The organism is Helicobacter salomonis (assembly GCF_017979425.1).
GTDB lineage: Bacteria > Campylobacterota > Campylobacteria > Campylobacterales > Helicobacteraceae > Helicobacter > Helicobacter salomonis.
This window is the reverse complement of the sequence record NZ_JAERIS010000010.1, coordinates 1-18,214: the sequence shown is the minus strand read 5'-3', so window position 1 is coordinate 18,214 and position 18,214 is coordinate 1. Positions and strand designations below refer to the sequence as shown.

General features: G+C 44.3%; 17 protein-coding genes and 1 tRNA gene. 17 read left to right on the top strand and 1 reads right to left on the bottom strand.

Annotation, left to right across the window (positions count from 1 at the left end):
* Positions 1 to 24: 24 nt before the first annotated feature.
* On the bottom strand, positions 25 to 798 hold the full coding sequence (locus tag KCO92_RS03450) for a sulfite exporter TauE/SafE family protein (RefSeq protein WP_104695517.1): 774 nt from the start codon (positions 796 to 798) through the stop codon (positions 25 to 27).
* Positions 799 to 892: 94 nt separating this feature from the next.
* Here KCO92_RS03450 and KCO92_RS03445 point away from each other — a divergent pair, with 94 nt between their 5' ends.
* The 17 genes from KCO92_RS03445 to KCO92_RS03365 all read left to right on the top strand — a co-directional run bounded on the left by KCO92_RS03445 (position 893) and on the right by KCO92_RS03365 (position 18,079).
* Positions 893 to 2,032 (top strand): FtsW/RodA/SpoVE family cell cycle protein, encoded by a 1,140-nt coding sequence (locus KCO92_RS03445; protein ID WP_199766169.1) that lies wholly within the window; start codon positions 893 to 895, stop codon positions 2,030 to 2,032.
* Positions 1,994 to 2,070 (top strand) — tRNA-Ile (locus KCO92_RS03440). Before KCO92_RS03445 ends, KCO92_RS03440 begins: the two co-directional genes overlap by 39 nt.
* A gap of 16 nt (positions 2,071 to 2,086) precedes the next feature.
* Entirely contained in the window at positions 2,087 to 2,716 is a 630-nt protein-coding gene (gene rpe, locus KCO92_RS03435) for a ribulose-phosphate 3-epimerase (RefSeq protein WP_104695518.1), read from the top strand.
* 75 nt (positions 2,717 to 2,791) lie between these two features.
* Positions 2,792 to 3,559: a flagellar biosynthetic protein FliR gene (gene fliR / locus KCO92_RS03430; protein WP_104695519.1), complete on the top strand. Its 768-nt coding sequence runs from the start codon at positions 2,792 to 2,794 to the stop codon at positions 3,557 to 3,559.
* 130 nt (positions 3,560 to 3,689) lie between these two features.
* Complete coding sequence (gene rho / locus KCO92_RS03425; RefSeq protein ID WP_013469104.1) at positions 3,690 to 4,991, top strand: transcription termination factor Rho; 1,302 nt, start codon at positions 3,690 to 3,692, stop codon at positions 4,989 to 4,991.
* Positions 4,991 to 5,767, top strand: coding sequence for a glutamate racemase (gene murI, locus KCO92_RS03420; protein ID WP_104695520.1), 777 nt, complete (start codon positions 4,991 to 4,993; stop codon positions 5,765 to 5,767). Before rho ends, murI begins: the two co-directional genes overlap by 1 nt.
* 89 nt (positions 5,768 to 5,856) lie before the next feature.
* Positions 5,857 to 6,390, top strand: a complete 534-nt coding sequence (locus tag KCO92_RS03415; RefSeq protein ID WP_104695521.1) for a hypothetical protein — start codon at positions 5,857 to 5,859, stop codon at positions 6,388 to 6,390.
* A gap of 333 nt (positions 6,391 to 6,723) precedes the next feature.
* Positions 6,724 to 7,038, top strand: a complete 315-nt coding sequence (locus tag KCO92_RS03410; RefSeq protein WP_104695522.1) for a hypothetical protein — start codon at positions 6,724 to 6,726, stop codon at positions 7,036 to 7,038.
* Positions 7,017 to 7,244 (top strand): hypothetical protein, encoded by a 228-nt coding sequence (locus KCO92_RS03405; protein WP_158653558.1) that lies wholly within the window; start codon positions 7,017 to 7,019, stop codon positions 7,242 to 7,244. The genes KCO92_RS03410 and KCO92_RS03405 overlap by 22 nt, the downstream gene beginning before the upstream one ends.
* Positions 7,245 to 7,285: 41 nt before the next feature.
* Positions 7,286 to 7,603, top strand: a complete 318-nt coding sequence (locus KCO92_RS03400) for a hypothetical protein (protein WP_199768457.1) — start codon at positions 7,286 to 7,288, stop codon at positions 7,601 to 7,603.
* A 546-nt stretch (positions 7,604 to 8,149) separates the two neighbouring features.
* Positions 8,150 to 10,153: a hypothetical protein gene (locus KCO92_RS03395; protein ID WP_104695524.1), complete on the top strand. Its 2,004-nt coding sequence runs from the start codon at positions 8,150 to 8,152 to the stop codon at positions 10,151 to 10,153.
* Positions 10,150 to 11,391, top strand: coding sequence for a hypothetical protein (locus KCO92_RS03390; protein WP_104695525.1), 1,242 nt, complete (start codon positions 10,150 to 10,152; stop codon positions 11,389 to 11,391). Before KCO92_RS03395 ends, KCO92_RS03390 begins: the two co-directional genes overlap by 4 nt.
* Positions 11,388 to 12,569, top strand: a complete 1,182-nt coding sequence (locus tag KCO92_RS03385) for a tRNA methyltransferase (RefSeq protein WP_104695526.1) — start codon at positions 11,388 to 11,390, stop codon at positions 12,567 to 12,569. The genes KCO92_RS03390 and KCO92_RS03385 overlap by 4 nt, the downstream gene beginning before the upstream one ends.
* Positions 12,570 to 12,577: 8 nt before the next feature.
* On the top strand, positions 12,578 to 13,630 hold the full coding sequence (locus tag KCO92_RS03380; protein ID WP_104695527.1) for a hypothetical protein: 1,053 nt from the start codon (positions 12,578 to 12,580) through the stop codon (positions 13,628 to 13,630).
* A gap of 192 nt (positions 13,631 to 13,822) precedes the next feature.
* Positions 13,823 to 14,899, top strand: a complete 1,077-nt coding sequence (locus tag KCO92_RS03375; protein WP_104695528.1) for a hypothetical protein — start codon at positions 13,823 to 13,825, stop codon at positions 14,897 to 14,899.
* Positions 14,896 to 16,044: a hypothetical protein gene (locus tag KCO92_RS03370; protein WP_104695529.1), complete on the top strand. Its 1,149-nt coding sequence runs from the start codon at positions 14,896 to 14,898 to the stop codon at positions 16,042 to 16,044. Before KCO92_RS03375 ends, KCO92_RS03370 begins: the two co-directional genes overlap by 4 nt.
* A gap of 148 nt (positions 16,045 to 16,192) precedes the next feature.
* Complete coding sequence (locus KCO92_RS03365) at positions 16,193 to 18,079, top strand: hypothetical protein (RefSeq protein ID WP_104695530.1); 1,887 nt, start codon at positions 16,193 to 16,195, stop codon at positions 18,077 to 18,079.
* Positions 18,080 to 18,214: the final 135 nt, after the last annotated feature.

Sequence of the window (18,214 nt, the reverse complement as noted above, 5' to 3'; positions counted from 1 at the left end):
CAATCTTGTTCAGTTGTGTGCAGCTCAAAACCACTTGTAAATGGAGACTGCGATCGCGCAAGCATAAACACCCAAGAGCGCACGTCTGTGCCACAGAGCACTCACTGAGGGCATGAGCTTTACACCCACCATCACTCCTCCCACGCTCCCAAGTCCCACCATCAAGCCCCATTGCAAATCCTGCAGATCCAAGAGTGAATGGTTAGCCAAAGAGATCACCCCGCTTATGGAAGAAAAAATGACAAAAAACAGTCCCAATGGCACGCTCTGCTTGGCAGGGATTTTGAGATAATAAGCCAGCAAAGGCACCATCAGCACCCCTCCCCCAATGCCTAAACTAATGGCAAACACTCCAGTGAGCGCGCCAATACCCAGCAAGAGGGTTTTTTGTTTAAGTCCTAGAGTGTGGAGGCCCTCTAAAGACGAAGGGGGATTTTTGGATTTAAAAGCAAAGCGTATGAAGGAATATAATGTTACTAAAATGAATATTCCCAAGAGCATTTTATGCGAAAAACTGCGTAAAATAAGTCCGCTAAAACTCGCTCCAACCATCCCTCCAAGTCCGACATAAATTCCTGTGCGTACATCTAAAAGCCCCTTTTTGAAATTGGCCAAACTCCCCACGATAGATGAGCAAGCCATCTGTAAAATTGAAATTCCCACTGCGCTCTCATAAGAATGTCCAAGCAGTAACATAATGGGCACAATCACCATGCCTCCCCCAATACCAAAAAATCCCGACAGCACTCCAGTGATCCCTCCCAACAGCAAGAACAACCCCAAGTAAAATACTTCCATCATACCCCTAATTTTTATGGCTCAATCAGGCAATCCAAGACCAGTGCCCTTGAATTACAATCAAGCGAGTTTGTGTTATGCTAATGCCATGCAAATTATGTTCGACCGGCGCATGCTCACGCATTTTGATTTCCTCTTGTTTTTCTTCTTGCTCCCCCTCATGGGCTTATCTGCTTTTCTCATCCACGAAGCCAATGGTGCCTTGAGTTTCAAGCAAGGGATTTATTTTAGCTTGGCTTTTGGAGTTTTTTGGATAGCTTTTTTCATCCCCTTCCGCCGCTTGGATCGCAGTTTTCATGTGTTTTATTGGATTTGTATTGTTCTATTATTGCTGGTGAATATCATGGGCACGAGCAAGCTGGGCGCGCAACGTTGGTTGACCATTCCAGACACCTCCATCTCTTTCCAACCTAGCGAACCCGTCAAGATCGCCATTTTATTGTTGTTAGCTCATCTGATCCGCGCCAATCCCGTGCCCAGTGAAGGGTATGGCTGGAAAACTTTTGGCAAGTTGAGTTTTTACATTGTACTCCCCTGTGTCTTGATCCTAAAACAGCCTGATTTGGGCACGGCGTTGGTCATTTTGATCATGGGTTTTGGAGTGCTTTTCTTGGTGGGCGTGCACCCCAAGATTTGGATCACTCTAGGGTTAGTCTTTGCCATCGCCTCTCCACTCATCTATAGCTCCTTACATGATTATCAGAAAAAGCGTATTCACGATTTTATCGCTGAAAAACCCAATTACCATGTCCGCCAATCCATCATCGCCATTGGTTCTGGAGGATTCCTAGGCAAATCCCAAGAAGAATCCACGCAGGCTAAACTCAAATTTCTACCCATCGCTACCAGTGATTTTATTTTTGCCTATTTTGTAGAACGCTTTGGATTTTTGGGCGCGTTTTTATTGTTGAGCTTTTACATGGGCTTTGTGCTGCATTTTCTAGCCTATTTCAGAAGCGATCCAAGAGATTATTTCCTGCAGGCCATCACGGCTGGCATTGCGATTCTGATTTTTGTCTACACCAGTGTGAATGTAGCGATGACATTGGGTTTAGCCCCCGTGGTAGGCCTGCCCCTACCCCTATTTAGCTATGGGGGCAGTAGTTTTATCACTTTCATCGCGCTCTTTGGCATCTTTGAAAATCTACTTGCTTTTAAATTCGGTTTTGGTTATAATCGCCCCGCTCGGAAGAAGGGATTCTTAGCTCAGCTGGTTAGAGCACTCGGCTCATAACCGATTGGTCGTAGGTTCAAGTCCTACAGAATCCACCAGCTTTAAGGATTCCACATGCACATTGCCGCCAGTCTTTTAAGTGCTGATTTTCTCAACCTCCAAACCAGTTTAGAAAGAGTTAGGGGAGTGGATTTTTTCCACATCGATGTGATGGATGGACATTTTGTGCCCAATCTCACCTTTGGACCCTGTGTGCTCAAAGACCTACACAGGGTGTTTAACACACCCTTAGATATCCATTTAATGGTAGAAAATCCTCTCTTCTTTGTGGATCTCTACAAGGACTTGCAACCCACTTTTATCACTTTGCACATAGAAAATACGCCTCATCTACACAGAAGTGTGCACTATATCAAAAGTCTAGGTATCAAAGCAGGTGTAAGTTTAAACCCGGCCACACCTCTATGTGGGCTGGATTATATTGTGCAAGATTTAGACTTAGTATTACTCATGAGTGTTAATCCGGGTTTTGGAGGGCAGAGTTTTTTGCCCTTTATCCTAGATAAGCTCAAAGCGTTCAAAACGCGTTTTCCTCACTATCAAGGTGTCTTGGAAGTGGATGGAGGGATTAATGCCAATAATGCCCCCTTGTTGCGTGCCTGTGGGGCTAATATGCTTGTGGTAGGCAACTACCTTTTCACGCACAGCGATCCCACCCAAGCGCTTTGTAAATTGCGCTCTTGAATATGCGGTTTGCCTACACGCAAGTTCCTAGTTTGGTGGCGGGTTCTTACGCCATGAGGGCTAGGATCGTTTTCTGTGCTTGATTGGCTTGTGTGGATGCAAAATCAGAATGTGGTGGGGTTTTGGCTGCTTTTCGTGCGCCTTGCAGGGGTGATGGCGTTTTTCCCTTTTTTTGACAATAATTTGGTCCCCATGTCGGTGCGGGGAGTTCTAGGGTTTTTCCTAGCCTTAGTCTTTTACCCCACTATCTCGCACACTCCTCTCAATCTCAATACACAAGAATTTCTCATTGCCCTGCTTTCAGAACTCTTGCTAGGGCTATGCGCCTCATTCTTTCTGCATTTGGTTTTCAGCACTCTAGCCTTTGCCACGGACACCATTAGTTTTTCGATGGGTTTGACAATGGCGAGCGCTTACGATCCCATTTCGGGTGCGCAAAAAGCCATCGTGGGGCAAGTGGTTTTGCTCTTGGCAATTTTGGTTATGCTCCAAACTTCCATGCATCATTTCATCATTCTTTGGGTGCAACACAGTTTGCAAAAAGTGCCTTTGGGGAGTTTTGTGCTCTCAGCTGATGTCGCTAAAGCGAGTGTCAAGGCATTCGCCTACCTGTTCAGCATAGGATTTAGCATGGCTTTTCCTATTCTCGCCCTAATCATGTTGAGCGATGTGGTGTTTGGCATGATTATGAAAACACACCCTCAGTTTAACCTGCTGGCCATCGGTTTTCCTCTTAAAATTGCGATCGCGCTCATTGGGCTTATTATGGTTTTAGGTTCCATAATACACCGCTTTAAGGATCACCTCCTAGATGCCTTTCAACTGCTCGCCAAATTATTCTAGGCTCCAACCCCTGCCAATATAAGCCATTTGTAATTTTAGCTATGTTAGAGTGGGTTCTTTGATCGCTTCCCTAAATTTTAAAAATATCAGCGTAGGTTTGGCTTGACCCCATCCGCCCCTAAGGATTTTAATGGCTCACGAGCAACATAAACAAAGAACCCATACCCCTGTGAGTGGGTATCGCATCGAGGAATTGCGCGCAAAACCCACTGAGAAACTCTTAGCAATTGCCAACGAACTCAAAGTCGAAAACCCTCAAGAATACAAACGCCAAGATTTGATGTTTGAAATCCTCAAAAATCAGGTTAGCCAGGGGGGCTATATTCTCTTCACGGGTATTTTAGAGATGTCCAATGAGGGGTATGGTTTTTTAAGAGGGATGGATGGGAGTTTTTCAGACAATCAGAATGACACTTATGTGAGCCACTCCCAAATTAAACGCTTTGCCCTGCGCAATGGAGATATTGTAACCGGTCAAGTGCGCGCCCCCAAAGATCAAGAGAAATACTACGCTTTGCTCAAAATTGAGGCGGTGAATTATCTCCCTTTAGATGAAATCCGCAATCGCCCTCTCTTTGATAACTTAACTCCACTCTTCCCAACCGAGCAGATCAAGCTGGAATACGAACCCACTAAAGTAACCGGGCGTATGCTCGATCTCTTTAGCCCCATTGGCAAGGGACAGCGCGCCCTCATTGTCGCCCCGCCCCGCACAGGTAAAACCGAGTTGATGAAAGAGTTGGCCCATGGGATCACCGCCAACCACCCAGAAATGGAGCTCATTATTTTATTAGTAGATGAGCGTCCCGAAGAGGTTACGGACATGCAACGCAGCGTGCGTGCCCAAGTCTTTAGCTCGACTTTTGATCTGCCCTCCCATAACCATGTGCGCATTGCCGAATTGGTGCTAGAGCGGGCTAAAAGGCGCGTAGAAATGGGTAAAGATGTGGTGATTTTACTAGATTCGATCACCCGCTTAGCCCGTGCTTACAACGCGATTACCCCCTCTAGTGGTAAGGTGTTGAGTGGGGGCGTGGACGCGCACGCCTTGCACCGCCCTAAGCGCTTTTTTGGCGCGGCGCGCAATATCGAGGAGGGGGGGAGTTTGAGCATTATCGCTACTGCTCTCATTGAAACCGGATCGCGCATGGATGAGGTGATCTTTGAGGAATTTAAAGGCACGGGCAATAGCGAGATTGTATTAGCTAGAAGTATTTCCGATCGGCGCATTTACCCCGCCTTTGATGTGCTCAAATCGGGCACGCGTAAAGACAATATCTTGCTGGGCAAGGATAAGCTCACCAAAGTTTGGGTTCTACGCAATGTGATGCAGCAAATGGACGATGTGGAAGCTCTGAACTTTATCTACTCTAAAATGCAAACTACGAAGGACAATGCCGAATTTTTGGACTTGATGAATCAAGGTTCTTAGTGCGCGTAGGGGTTTTTGATAGCGGGGTGGGGGGTTTGAGCGTGCTTAAAAGCGTCTTAGAGGCACGCTTGTTTGCAGATATTATCTACTATGGTGACACTGCGCGCGTGCCCTATGGACCTAAAGACAAGGCTACGATCGAGCACTTTGCCCTAGAGGCTTTAGAATTTTTTAAACCTTATAAAATTGAAATGCTGTTAGTGGCATGTAACACGGTAAGTTCCCTAGCCCTAGAGGTGATGCGCGCGCATTCTTCTATCCCCATTGTGGGCGTGATTGAATCGGGCATTCTAGCCATCACGCAACAATTCAAAGACAAGCACACGCCTATTTTGGTGCTAGGCACACGCGCCACTATTGCTTCAGGCCAATATGCCCAGCAACTCCACGCGCACGGTTATATTAATGTGCAGAGTTTAGCTACAGGGCTTTTTGTGCCCTTAATTGAAGAGGGAGTGCTAGAGGGGGATTTATTGCAAGCGTGCATGCAACATTATTTTCAAGCCATCGAACATGCGCCTGCAGCGATTATCTTGGGCTGCACGCATTTTCCCTTTATCGCCCCTAGTTTGCAGAGGTATTTTCAAGAGCGTTTTAAATGCTCCTGTATCTTAGTGCATTCTGGAGATGCAATCGTGCACCACCTACAAGAGAGCCACCGCCTCACACCCCTCACTGCTCCCCCCCAAGTGCGTTTTTTTGCCAGCGGAGATGTAAATGCGCTTTGCATCCAAGCTGAGGCGTGGCTGGGTTCAGCTCTTTACCCTTCTTGCTAGAATGCTTAGAGTCTTTTCTCCTATTAAGACTAGGTTAACCCAATCGCGCTAGACCCCTCTGCAAATACAACCAAACCAGGAGGTTCCTCATGAAGCCTTTTGTTGCCACCGCTCTTTGCGGATTCCTCAGCTTTAGCGCTCCTCTGTGGGCAGCTACTTCTATATCAACCATTTCTGAAGAAAGCACGCGGTTTGATAATTTTTTTCTTAACAAATTTGCCCAAGCACTCTTTGGCCACGACGCAACCCAAAAGCAGGCTCGTTACGAATTCTTACAAAGCGTGCTCGACCCCAAATTAGAGTCTGCGGTCCTCGAACAATTCAAGCGTAACGCTCAGGTGTTTGCACCCCATGCGATCGCCAAGGCATATCTCTTCACCCAGCCTAGGATCGTCGCTTTAGCCAATGGAGTGAAACAGGCGCATTTTGAGGTGGCTGTCAAGGCATATAGCAAGGAAAACATGGAACCCTTGGTGCACGCTCGAGAATGGGTGCAGGTTACCTTTAGTTATCCTGAAACTGCGCACGGCCATACAGCCCTAGGCGATAATCTTTCAAATTTTAAGGTACTTAGTTTTACCCATCGCCCTGCAAGTAAAATTCATCCGGTGTGTGGCATTTGAGTTAAGCCAGATTGGCTTTGACGGAGGTGTGGGGGTGATTTTATCTTAAAGGTAATTTGTATTATCACCTACTCTATAATCTGAACTTGATTGTAACTAACAAATCGGTGGGGAGAAAGTTGAAAAATCATCGCAGATTTAGCGCACTGGGCACTAATCTTAGTCAGAGACCATTACCCTTGCACCTAAATCTTATAAACTTGTGTGCTCCTGTGGGTATTCTAAAATCGTGGCCTTTAAAAGCGACTCTTTGAGCCCAGCGGATTTTAGTGGCAGCCAGCACCACCTGCCCCAAATGTAACCAAACTATGCGCAAGACTTCTCTAGGGCTCTTTGACCTTTTATTTAAACCAGGCGTCTAAGGAAGCTACCCATGATCTCAAGGAAGTTTACACCACCGCTTATAAGGATGGTCCCGATTCTTTTGTGGAAACCCTAGCTCAAAGCGTACCAAATTTATCTTTCGCGCAGTATGTCGTAGGTGGAATTGCTGGAGGTCTAGCGGGGACTAAAATAGGCAAGAGTTTGATGGATAAATTTATCGAGGATGACAGCGTAAAAATTTACCGCCTCTTTTTTGGTACATTCAGTACTTGGCTCTTTTGTTTCGTATGGATGAAAAAGAAATGCAGGCGTTCCAGACTATGATCGATGTGACGATCGAACAACGCGGGCAAGAGGCTTTTTTTCGAGCGATTCGTGCAAAGGCACAACAGACACTTCCCCATATCAATGCTATTTTAAAACCTATGGCAGTAATTGTAGTTTCTGGCCGCCCTAAAATTCCTTCTGTAATCTTTGATAGAGCCCATGCAGAGCAAGCGAGTGTGGAATTATTACAAGAAACAGTATAATTGTGAGATGATGTACAAGATACCGAGCTAGACACAGCGCAATGAACACATACTCCTATGAAACTATCAATTTTTACGGGGCTGTCCTGCTCGTACAAGCTTTAAAATTTGCTAAAATAGCTGGTAGTATTACAATCCACAAATTAATCAAACCTAACCACAAAGCCCAGACCTATTTTAGAAAAGCTTTTATCAAACAAACGGCGGCTGTGCCCTGTTTTAGCTGGGCTAGGCTTGCTTATAACTGGGGATTAGTCAAATGGATGGAAAATTATCAAAAGAGTATCAAATCAAACCATTTTGCTTTTGAAAAAGAGTTCAACGTTCTTAAGAAAACAGATCATCCCTTTGTCTATTAAGGCACTAATACGCTGCACCTGCAGCAAGTGTTCTACCTAAGAACCAAAGAAAGGAACAGGATGCTCCCACTAAGAAGTCTAAGAATTATCTCAAGGCCACTTTGAGGCAACTGTAAATTACACCAATACACCGCTTATACCCGTGCAGACTTTTTGTACAAACTCGCTACTTGTCCCACATTTAGGTATACTAAAGCGTTTTGCTTAGAGAGACCAAAAGTCAAGAACATGCTTAAAAACTCTAAGCGCGCCGAAGTTTTAAGTGATGTCAACACATCTATCTTTATTTACTTGTTTACCCAATGCAAAGAGCGCGGTTATTGCATATAATAGGAGGTGATTTGCCCTCTTAAGTTTGTTGGCCCTTTAACCTCTACTCCACCCAAACCTTCTAAATTTGGGGTTTCTAGGGTTAGTCTCTTAGTGCCCATAAAAAGTCCGTCTTGAGAGCCCAGATGCAAAGAGAATTAAGGAATTCTTCAAAGTTGATCTAAAATCTTTATAATGTCTTCGCTTATGCGCATAAGAACAATAAAGGGTTAGAAGATGTGCAGACACCATGATAAGAGATTACATGCAAAGCAACCTCCCTCTAAGAGTGGAGGGTATTGCCCCAATCCCAAGTTTTTACACACACTCAAGTGCCTCTTAATCTTATGGGGCCTGTGTGTGGCATGCCTTGTGGCTAAGAAGATACAAGGGATCGATGGGCAAGCTATCCTAGAACAAAACCACATTCTAGGCAAGGTGGTTAAGTCTGTGGAGACAAATCTATATCACGATGGTTACTCTTATAGTCCGGGTTATAAAGCACTGATTGTGGATTACAAGGGCAAATGGGTGGCGTGGTGGATCGATAAACAGACGCTCAGGCTGACTAATAAAAGACCAGATAATTACTATGGTGCTGACCTAGATAATGACATAGCCGCGCATAACCAGGCCATGTCCTTAAAAATGTATAACCTCCTGACTAATACGACAGGCACTTCTTTTACTAACTTTATTGACTTTAATGAAACCCTACTTTCTTTAAAGCCCTTGCAAGGCACGCGTTGGCAGAGCGCTACTTTTGATGGTCCCAGTGTGTGGCTCATAGACGAAAACACCACTCAAGCCATAGAAGTTACGCAAGCTTTTGGAGATAATGCTGCTCTTTTTAATCAAATCAACACGCGCGTCCAACAATTAGACGCTAAAAACACCCCCCTTCTCTTTGGCTCTTTTTTTGAGGTGTTGCCTAAATCCTGCTTGGACACCTTCCCCTCTACTAACCCCAAAGCCCCCGATCTCTATCTTGTTTTAAATTTTGATAATTCTGATCTGCATTACACCAATCTCTACCAACGCACCAAAGAAATCCTTGACAAATTCCCCACCATCTTACAACGCTACCGCGTGCATGTTTTTGCCCTAGAGCGGGACATTAGCTATTGTGATATACCAGACACAAGTGATGATCCCCTTAAAGACTGCGGTATTGTTGGCAAATATAAAACCAATCCCCCCTGTAAAGCCCTTTTTCAATCTTACCAACAGCTTAAAACGCAATTCCACGCCACTTCCATTAAAGGTGCTTGTGGTGTCCCCGATGGCCAGCTTGCCGAAGAACCCAAAGGTTCTAAAAAAGTGGCTGATACAGGCAGGGGTTGGGAGACATTTCTCTTTGGCATTGCGGAAAAACACAATGAGAAAGCAGGATATATAGACAACAACAACCCCACCCCCTATATTTACAACCCTAAAACAGGGCTCATCAGCGCGCGCGATTTTTTAAAGAGTTTAGACACCCCCATAGGGGCTAGACCCCCCAAAAAAGCGCAGGATTTGAGTGCCTACAAGATTGTCAAAAAGGCTAGCTTGCGCTATGCCCCCTTTCAAATCGTGCTCTTGCAAGACAAACAAAGCCGTGAGCAAAGCGTGTGGCTCTATAGCCCCCAAGCCAAGCTGTGGTTTAAGCCCGGACGGGTGCGTAAGTTGCATGAAAACGACAAAGTCCTTGTAGGCGATTTTAAAGAGGAGGCATCCGCTTATAATTTTGTGAAAGCTTATGCCAAACCTTTAAAAACCTTTTTTAACAAAGCCCATAGAATCGATTTAGTGCCTAAAAATGCCAAGAGAGACTTTTATGTGATCATGTCGTTTTCGGACACGGATTATGGGCTTACAGCCAGTGAGGACACCACCACCGATCTAGATTCTCAGATCCTAACAAAGGTCAAACAAGGGGATGCGGTGCATATCATTTTAGTGGGCTCACTCGCCCAACTCCCCACTAATGATTGTGGCGATACGGTTTGTGATGATGAGGAGCTAAATTGGGTCGCCAGCACTTGTTTTAATAAAGTCAGCAGGGCGCATAGTCTTGCGGCAAAGCTCGAGGCTTTTAAAGGATGCACTTATGATGGCGATCCCACAGAACCCGGACAGAATATCATTAATGACAACACCGTTAATTTAACAGACAGTGCAGGCATGCTTGAGGCACAAGCGTGGAGGCATTTTAATGAGCTGTTGCCCGATCCCGATCAAATAAAGAAGTTTCAATGATCCGCTTCATCTGTATCCTTTTATACATCAGTCCCCTATGGGCTGTCAGCGTTGATTTAATCCAAGAAATGCGACAAGCCCGTGCATTGATGGTCAAAATCTACTACCAAGCCTTCAAAGAGCGTTGCTACCGCGTAGATAGTGACATGCTCTATTCAAATGCCATGCAAAAAGAGGCACCAACCCTTGTAAAGCACCTAAAAGCCTTTGTCAATCATATCCCGCTTTTACAAGCCTTTCAACCCAGAAACCTCAAGCAAGCCCAAGCCATCCAAGCACTCAAAGCCCTTGAAATGTTTAACCTCGCTGCTCTTTTGCGCGATTCTACTCCCGGTATTGATGATTGTAATGATTCTCCAGAGCATCCAGAGCGTGTTAAGCCCTTTAATGCCCAACAGAACGCGTCAAAATTTTTAAAGAACATAGAGTTGATCTATGCCCCCTTGCTGGAGGCTTATCATCAGGGTTTGGACATTACAGATTATTTACAGGTACTGCACGCCAAGTTTGATCCGCTTTTCCTTTATAATTATTGGTCTAACATGCAGACCCAAGAAGATATTTTAAATATGACTAAAGGCGCGAAGACCCCGACTATGCGCCACTTTTTTGAGGATTTTAAATACATTAATGTGCGCAATGATTTGAGCGGTTACAACACCAATATTTTTGATGTGGAGCCTACCAGTCAAAATTTTTTACAAGATCAGATCATCAGTGTTATGGGTGTCAAGGTGCAAGATTTGGAATTATGGGTAACTTATTACCAGGCGCGCATCAAAACTTTCTTGGGGAATAGTGCCGATCAATACACCAGCAACATGGGTCATTATTGGGAAATTGTTACCAATGTGCGCGCAATGAAAAACCCTTGTGGCAATGGTTTGATGTTTGGTGGCAGTGGTTTGATTTCTGCAGGCGATCCAAATTTCCATAATTTTGTAGAAGCGATGAAGGACATGATAGCTGCGATGCAATTAACTCTTCCCAAAAACCCCACCCCCTGCTTGCAACCCCAGTATTTAAACCAAGAGGCTAAGGCAGTATGCTTGCAAATTTTTCAAAAACGCACCTATGACCCCAAACCCTTGCAACAATACCTAAACTCCCTGCGCCTGCTCTCCATTGACAACGCCCCCTGTGTGTATCTTAACTCTAAGGACAAGCTCCAAAGCTTTAAGTCTGACAACGCGATCTGTTTGGCGTTGCAAGAACATTTAGAAAAGGGGCTTAAATGATCCGCCTACTTCTCTTAGCTCTCTTGGTCTTAAATCTGCAAGCTAAAGAAGAGGTAGTAACTATCTTTATCCCAATAAGCACGCTCCAAGAATTCCAATTTTTCAAGGCGTTTAAGACACTCTATGATTACATGCAAAAATCCTCCGCCAAGATAGACGATGAGATAAACGATCCCAATAACCCAAATGACCCAGATACAGCATACCTACCCGCTTTGACTTGGGCTATGCGGCATTACACCGATGCCTCTATTCCCCTAGCTAAAGCCGTAGCCCAACAAGTTCCCTTATTTCAAGAGTTTAAGCCCAAAAACACAAGAGAAGAGCTTTTTTTAGCCCATGTGAAGGATATGGCCATGTTTAACGCCCTAGACCTCATAGTAGTAGATTTGCTTGAAAAAAAGGAGACATTTATTGCCCGCGAATTTTTACACATCAACGCATGGCTCTATGCCCCGCTTTTCAACGCCCACAAAGCAGGGCTAGATGTGATTGTCTATCTTAAACAACTCCATCGTATCTTTTCTAAAAATACGGATTTGCGCCGTATAAACAATATCCGTGATTTTAATCGAGCAAGGGTATATGAAGAACGGAGAAAAAACATTGTCCCCCATAAGCCTTTTAGAAAACGTTTAGCCCAAGATATGCATGAAGCGCATATCCCCATGCAAATCTTCGCCCACCATGCAGACTATAGTTATTGGGTTTCGATAGTTCTGAACACCATCTTTGATGGAGGGATAGCTTGGGAGCGGGTATCTGACACATGTGGATTTAGGTGCATATTTTGGGATTTCATGGATAAAAACGCCCAGCGCATAGACCCAGAACATCTCTCTGATCTCTACACAGCACGGGTGATCCCCTTAAATCGTAACGCCCCTTTTTACGATCTCTTAAGAAATGACAACCCCAAAATTTTAAAAGACACGCTAAAAGAACACCCCACCATGTGCCTAAGTCCCAAGTATTTAAGCGCAAAATCACAGCAAACCTGCCTACAACTCTTTCAAACCCAAACCTACAATACGAAGGACATTCAAGATCAACTACACCTTGTGCGTTTGATTTCTATTGATGATAGCCCTTGTGTGTATTTAGACCCTAAGGATAAACTCCAAATTTTCAAATCTAATAATGCCCTTTGTCAAGCCTTACAAAAGATGAAATTTTAGGGAAATCTATGCCCTTTTTACTTTGGATGGGATTACTCTTTCTCCCCCTGCTCGCAAATCCTATTCGAGAGATGCAGATATTGTATGAGCAGGCGCACCCTCCATCTTCGCATGTCTTTTTGACAAAAGAAAACCCCCAAAGGCAACAAATACTCCAGTTAGCCCAAAGTGTTGCTATCCCCATTTTAAAGCAATTCAGGGCAAACACCCCTAAAGAGCGCGCCATGCTAGAAGCGATGCATCTATTTAGCACACTTGCCCTCTTAGAGCTTATTAAAGAATCCATGCCAGATAGCCCCAAAGTGCACTCTTTTAGCAAAACAGCTAAACAAATAGCTTTAGACTTTTCACAAATTAACGTATTTCTCTATACTCCCCTTTTGCAACTCCAACAACATGGGATTAACCCCTTTGCACACATCGAGTTTATCCACCACTACACCAACACACACGCGTGTTGGACTCCAGATTGTTTAAACATGGATGAGATATGGCAAGACACAGATAGCCTAGAAGTAGGTGTATATAATGACACCCCCCATAAAAGCCCCGCACTTATCCATCTATTTCAAGACTTAGACACCGGACTTAGTGTCTATGGGATTTTAAATAGATTGATGGGCTTGGGTGATGACAGTCCTACAACACTTGTTGTAGATTTTGCCCAAGCACTGGGCGATCCCAATCTAGCCACACTTTTATACCAGCTTTTAGACTATCACTACTTCCAAAGTATCCACTTAGCTAAGATGGGAAGAGCTTACCTAAAGATACTTGCCCAGCTTAAGAGTGCATCTAGCCAAATTGAGAGCACCCCTGAAGTCTGTTTGTATCCCTCTTACTTGGATTCGCAATTCTTAAACCTCTGCTTAAAAAGTTTCCAAAACCCTAGCAAAACCCTAATCCAGCGCATGCAAAAAAAGCTCAAAGAAGAACGCTTGATTACTCTAGATCGCACCCCCTGTTTGTATGACAACCCACACCAACAAATCCAAGTCTTTAAATCTAATAATGTGTTATGCTTGGCGTTGCAAAAGAATTTAGGGAGAGGGTTTCAATGATCCACTTCATTAGAATCCCATTACATGATTCTGCTATGAACTGCAGGTATCAATCTGAACTGGCAAACAACCATGTTAGTGCCTACAGATTACGCGCCCAGACTTAAATCACTCGCGGAGAAAATCTATATGAAGATATTTTTAAGAATATTGCTGTGTTTTTTAGTTTGCTCTCCAGTATCGTTACAAGCTATGGACGATCGCAAAGCGATGGAGCAGGTCAAGCAGTGGGTGCGTGATTTTGTGCCCAAAGAGATGAGCCAAGATGCCAATAATTACTATGTGATCAGCCCCCAAGCAGAATGGAGTGTGGAGAACAAAGTCCCCATTGAGTTTAAGGGCGAAAAATACACCTTTCTTTATGCTAAAGCTAAATTTTATGCCAATAATGAAGCCACTAACAATGCATGGATGTGCTCGGGTGTGTTGTATCAAGGCAAACTTTACAAGGGTTTTTGTTTGGAGGGTTTTAATGGGACTTTATTTGCCCAAGTTGTGGAGCATAATCAAGAACCTTACTTGGTTTTAGTGCTTGGGGGGGGTCTTGTTTATTATGGGCAGCCCACATTACCCATTTTAGCGTTTAAAATCATCGATCGCACCTTTTACCTAGATTATTACGGTGCACAGAGTGCTTATGCACGAATCGATCGCTATTGCCTATCCCAAGATGACCCAGAGGGCACGCATAAAATCGCTATGGGTGAGCTCAACAATAACATTTTGAATCAATTAAAAATGCAGGTCAAAGATCGCCTCTGTGGTCTCAAAAATCCTCCCCAACAACTCCCCGTAGATGTTACGATGGGCAAGCGATCTTATCGTTTATACCAAATCGCCCCCTATTTTTACTTGGATCACACCCCTCTAGCAGGTTGTGATTATATCCGTCCTCAAGGTCTTGAATATTGGGGTATATGCCATAGCGCAGGGGCGCAAACTAAATTCACCCACAAGGGGCGTTTTTTGACCCTAGAGAGTTATTGGCAAAATAAACCCACCTCTAAACCTTTTATCAAGGCTTACAAAGGTTTCATCACGCTAAAAGAGATCGATGGGGCTTTGTATTTATACCAGTATAGCCAACAAGTTTTCCAAGTGGAGACTAAGAGTGCTTTTAAAGAACTTTTAGGCACAGATATTTTTTATCGGCAACCCAGAGACGATCCTAGTGCTAAAAATTTGCTTCCATGGGATCAATTAAGCATCCCCAAACTCTCCAAACTTGAAACCGAGTGCCGTTTCCGTGGGCTGTGTGAGCGCAGATGAAAAAGGTATTAGGACTTTTGATTGGACTGGTTGTTTTGCACGGGGCCAGTAGCCCATTTACCACAATGCAATTTGTTATAACGCAAGAACAAGCCTTAGTGGCGATCAAGCAATGGCTGACAGATTTTATGCAAACAAAGCAGTATCAGCGTTTCTTTTTATACCCCTCTGCAAGCGATCTGTCTTATAGCCTAGATGATTATCTAACATACGGCACCTCGTGCCCAAAAGATCAACCCCATTGCCATAAGAGCACCACCCTCCTTTTGAGTGCCTATGGCGAGTTTTACAAAGAGGATCAGGTGCAAGCTAAGGGCATGTGTTTGGGCGTCATCAAGCAGAGCGGCGCGCTTGAAAAAGGTTTTTGCTTGAAAAATTTCACAGAACCTGTCTTTGAGCAAACTCCCAAACAAGACATTAGATTGATAAGACTAGCCATGACGCGCTTTATCCCGCCCACGCCCACTTCTCAAGCCCAACATAAACCCGTTGTGTTCGACTTTAGAATCACTAGCAAAGAGGGATTTTATCTATACCGATTCAGAGAATTTGAAGATTGGGGGCACACCACCTACCATGATTTTTACGATCAATTAAGGGACGACCCACACGACCCCCACAAATACCCCCTAGAGGCTATTACAAACCAGCTCTTGGAGTATTTTAAAACACAGCCCTATATCTTTGCCTTTAAAGGGGAATCCCTGCAAAACTCCATAGATTATCTTATCATGCAAGACACGCCCTATACCCTTGTGCGCAGCACCCCCAAGCCCCATTCAAAACTTGGCGATCTGGTGTGCTTGAGTATTTTGCACCAGCAACAAATTATCGGGCGCAGTCTGTGTTTAGAGGGTTACCAGCAAGGCGGATTTGCCCATCAAGGGGATTTGCTCACTCTGGAGTTTAGCCGTGAATATTCTAACACCCTGCAAAAACTCACCATCACCATTAAATTACAAAAGGGTCAATTTTACTTAGACAGACTAAGCGGGCAAACGCTGCGCACAAACACCCAAACTGGGGTTTCTGAACTCCTAGAATCCCCTCTTTTTTATGACCAAAGCCAAGAGGCTTCCAAACACAGGGACCCCATGACTTTCCAAAAATTTACCCAAATATGGCAAGAAAATCAGACAAAATAGTAGATTTTAAGACTCGGATCATTTGTCGCCAAAACAGAAATGATCCCCACGGGCAAGATGGCAAAAAGAGCCCGGGGATTCTCCAAAATTGATCTAAATTCTTTATAATGCCCGCGCTTGTGCGCATAAGAATATAAAGGATTAGAACATGTGCAGACTTGATAAGAGATTATCTAAGTTTTTACACACGCTAAAGTGTCTTTTCATCTTATGGGGCTTGTGCTTGGTATGCCTTGTGGCTGAGGAGACAATAAAGATCGATGGGCAAGCCATCCTAGAACAAAACCACATTCTAGGCAAGGTGGTTAAGTCTGTGGATACTGATAATTTTAAGGTGCTCGTTGTGGATTACAAGGGCAAATGGGCGGCGTGGTGGGTGGATAAAAGAGACCTTGAGCTGGCCAATAAACCCCTTCCTAGTGACTATGGTTATGGCGCGCATGTTAGCCAAACATACGATGAAATAGCCGCCCACAACCAAGCCATGCCCCTAAAGATGTACCAACTCCTCATCAGTGGGGCAAAAAATCCTCAGGCAGACACACCTGTTTTTAAAGAAACCTTACTTTCTTTAAAACCTTTGGAGGGCACGCCTTGGAAGAGTGTTATCTTTGATGGTCCGAGTGTGTGGCTGATGGACGCAAATACCACCCAAGCTATAGAAGTGCAACAAGCCTTTGGAGATCATGCCACTCTCTTTAATGAAATCAATACGCGTGCCCAAGAATTGCGCGCTAAAAACGCCCCTCTTCTCTTTGGCTCTTTTTTTGAGGTGTTGCCTAAATCCTGTTTGGATCACTTCCCCTCTAATAACCCCCAAGCCCCCGATCTCTATTTCATTTTGAGTTTTGGGCATAACCACAAAAATCTCTACCAACGCACGCAAGAAATCCTTAAAAAATTCCCCACCATTATCAAGCACTACCGCGTGCATGTTTTCCTTATAAACAATGTGGGGGAGTTATCTGCAACTTACCAATACTTCAAAGAAAGATTCCATGCCACCTCTACTAAAGGTGCTTGTAAGATACCACATGGCCCCCTAGAAGAAGTGCCTAAAGGTGCTGAAGAAGTGGGCGATACAAGCAGAGATTGGCAGACCTTTCTCTTTGGCGTTATAGACAACAGCCGCCACGCACTTGCAAGAAACCCCAATAAAACGGGGGCATATTTACACAACAACAACCCCACCCCTCTTATTTATAACCCCAAAATAGGACTTATCAGCGCGCGCGATTTTTTAAAGAGTTTAGACACTCCTAAACCCCCCACAAAAGCGCAGGGTCTAGATGCTTATAAGATTTTAAAACAGACCACTTTGACCCATGCCCCTTTTCAAATCGCATTATTTCAAGACAAACAAAGCCATGATAAAAGCGTGTGGTTGCATAGCCCGCAAACCAAGCTGTGGTTTAAACCCGGGCGTGTGCGTGGGTTGCATAAAAGCGATCAAGCGCTTTTGAATGATTTTAAAGAGGAGGCATCGGGTTATAATTATGTGAAAACCTATGCCAAACCCCTAAAAACCTTTTTCCAAAAAGCCCATAGAATCGATCTAGTGCCTAAAAATGCCAAGAGAGATTTTTATGTGATTGTGCAGGCTTCGCCCGATTTTGCTGATGACCTTGCAAAGGATAATAACACCCCCATCAACCTAGTTTCTAAAATCCTCGCAAAGTTCCAACAAGGGAACGCAGTGCATGTCATTTTAGTGGGATCATTGAGCCGATTACCCGTTTATGATTGTGGTAGATATTTTTGTAATGAGAATGACAACACTAGGGTTGCTGAGGCTTGTTTTAATGCAGTTAGCAAAGCACGCAACATGGCTGAAAAACTCAATGTAATAAAAAAAGATTGTGGCATTCATGAAGAGAATGGCTACTATAGCTACTCTTATTTCACAGGCAAAGACCCCGGGAAGAGTGCTATTGCGGATAACACCACCAATTTAATCGATGAAGGCAATGGCATGTTGGAAGTCCAGGGCTGGAAGCATTTCAATGAGTTTTTACCAGACCCTGATCAAGAATAAAATCTTTAGCTTGTATTAAATAAAGGAGTTTGAGATGATTTTCCTCATTGGCATACTGCTACTCATCAGTCCCCTATGGGCTGTCAGCGTTGATTTGGTCCAAGAAATGCAACAAGCCCGCGCGCTGATGGTTAA

What these genes read in the sequence shown, in the direction of transcription:
- rho (WP_013469104.1), top strand. Translation starts at nt 3,690, where the DNA reads ATGGCTCACGAGCAACATAAACAAAGAACCCATACCCCTGTGAGTGGG.
- KCO92_RS03380 (WP_104695527.1), top strand. Translation starts at nt 12,578, where the DNA reads ATGCCCTTTTTACTTTGGATGGGATTACTCTTTCTCCCCCTGCTCGCA.
- KCO92_RS03365 (WP_104695530.1), top strand. Translation starts at nt 16,193, where the DNA reads ATGTGCAGACTTGATAAGAGATTATCTAAGTTTTTACACACGCTAAAG.
- KCO92_RS03390 (WP_104695525.1), top strand. Translation starts at nt 10,150, where the DNA reads ATGATCCGCTTCATCTGTATCCTTTTATACATCAGTCCCCTATGGGCT.
- KCO92_RS03400 (WP_199768457.1), top strand. Translation starts at nt 7,286, where the DNA reads ATGAACACATACTCCTATGAAACTATCAATTTTTACGGGGCTGTCCTG.
- KCO92_RS03385 (WP_104695526.1), top strand. Translation starts at nt 11,388, where the DNA reads ATGATCCGCCTACTTCTCTTAGCTCTCTTGGTCTTAAATCTGCAAGCT.
- KCO92_RS03415 (WP_104695521.1), top strand. Translation starts at nt 5,857, where the DNA reads ATGAAGCCTTTTGTTGCCACCGCTCTTTGCGGATTCCTCAGCTTTAGC.
- KCO92_RS03370 (WP_104695529.1), top strand. Translation starts at nt 14,896, where the DNA reads ATGAAAAAGGTATTAGGACTTTTGATTGGACTGGTTGTTTTGCACGGG.
- KCO92_RS03450 (WP_104695517.1), bottom strand. Translation starts at nt 798, where the DNA reads ATGGAAGTATTTTACTTGGGGTTGTTCTTGCTGTTGGGAGGGATCACT.
- rpe (WP_104695518.1), top strand. Translation starts at nt 2,087, where the DNA reads ATGCACATTGCCGCCAGTCTTTTAAGTGCTGATTTTCTCAACCTCCAA.
- KCO92_RS03395 (WP_104695524.1), top strand. Translation starts at nt 8,150, where the DNA reads ATGTGCAGACACCATGATAAGAGATTACATGCAAAGCAACCTCCCTCT.
- KCO92_RS03375 (WP_104695528.1), top strand. Translation starts at nt 13,823, where the DNA reads ATGGACGATCGCAAAGCGATGGAGCAGGTCAAGCAGTGGGTGCGTGAT.
- KCO92_RS03405 (WP_158653558.1), top strand. Translation starts at nt 7,017, where the DNA reads ATGCAGGCGTTCCAGACTATGATCGATGTGACGATCGAACAACGCGGG.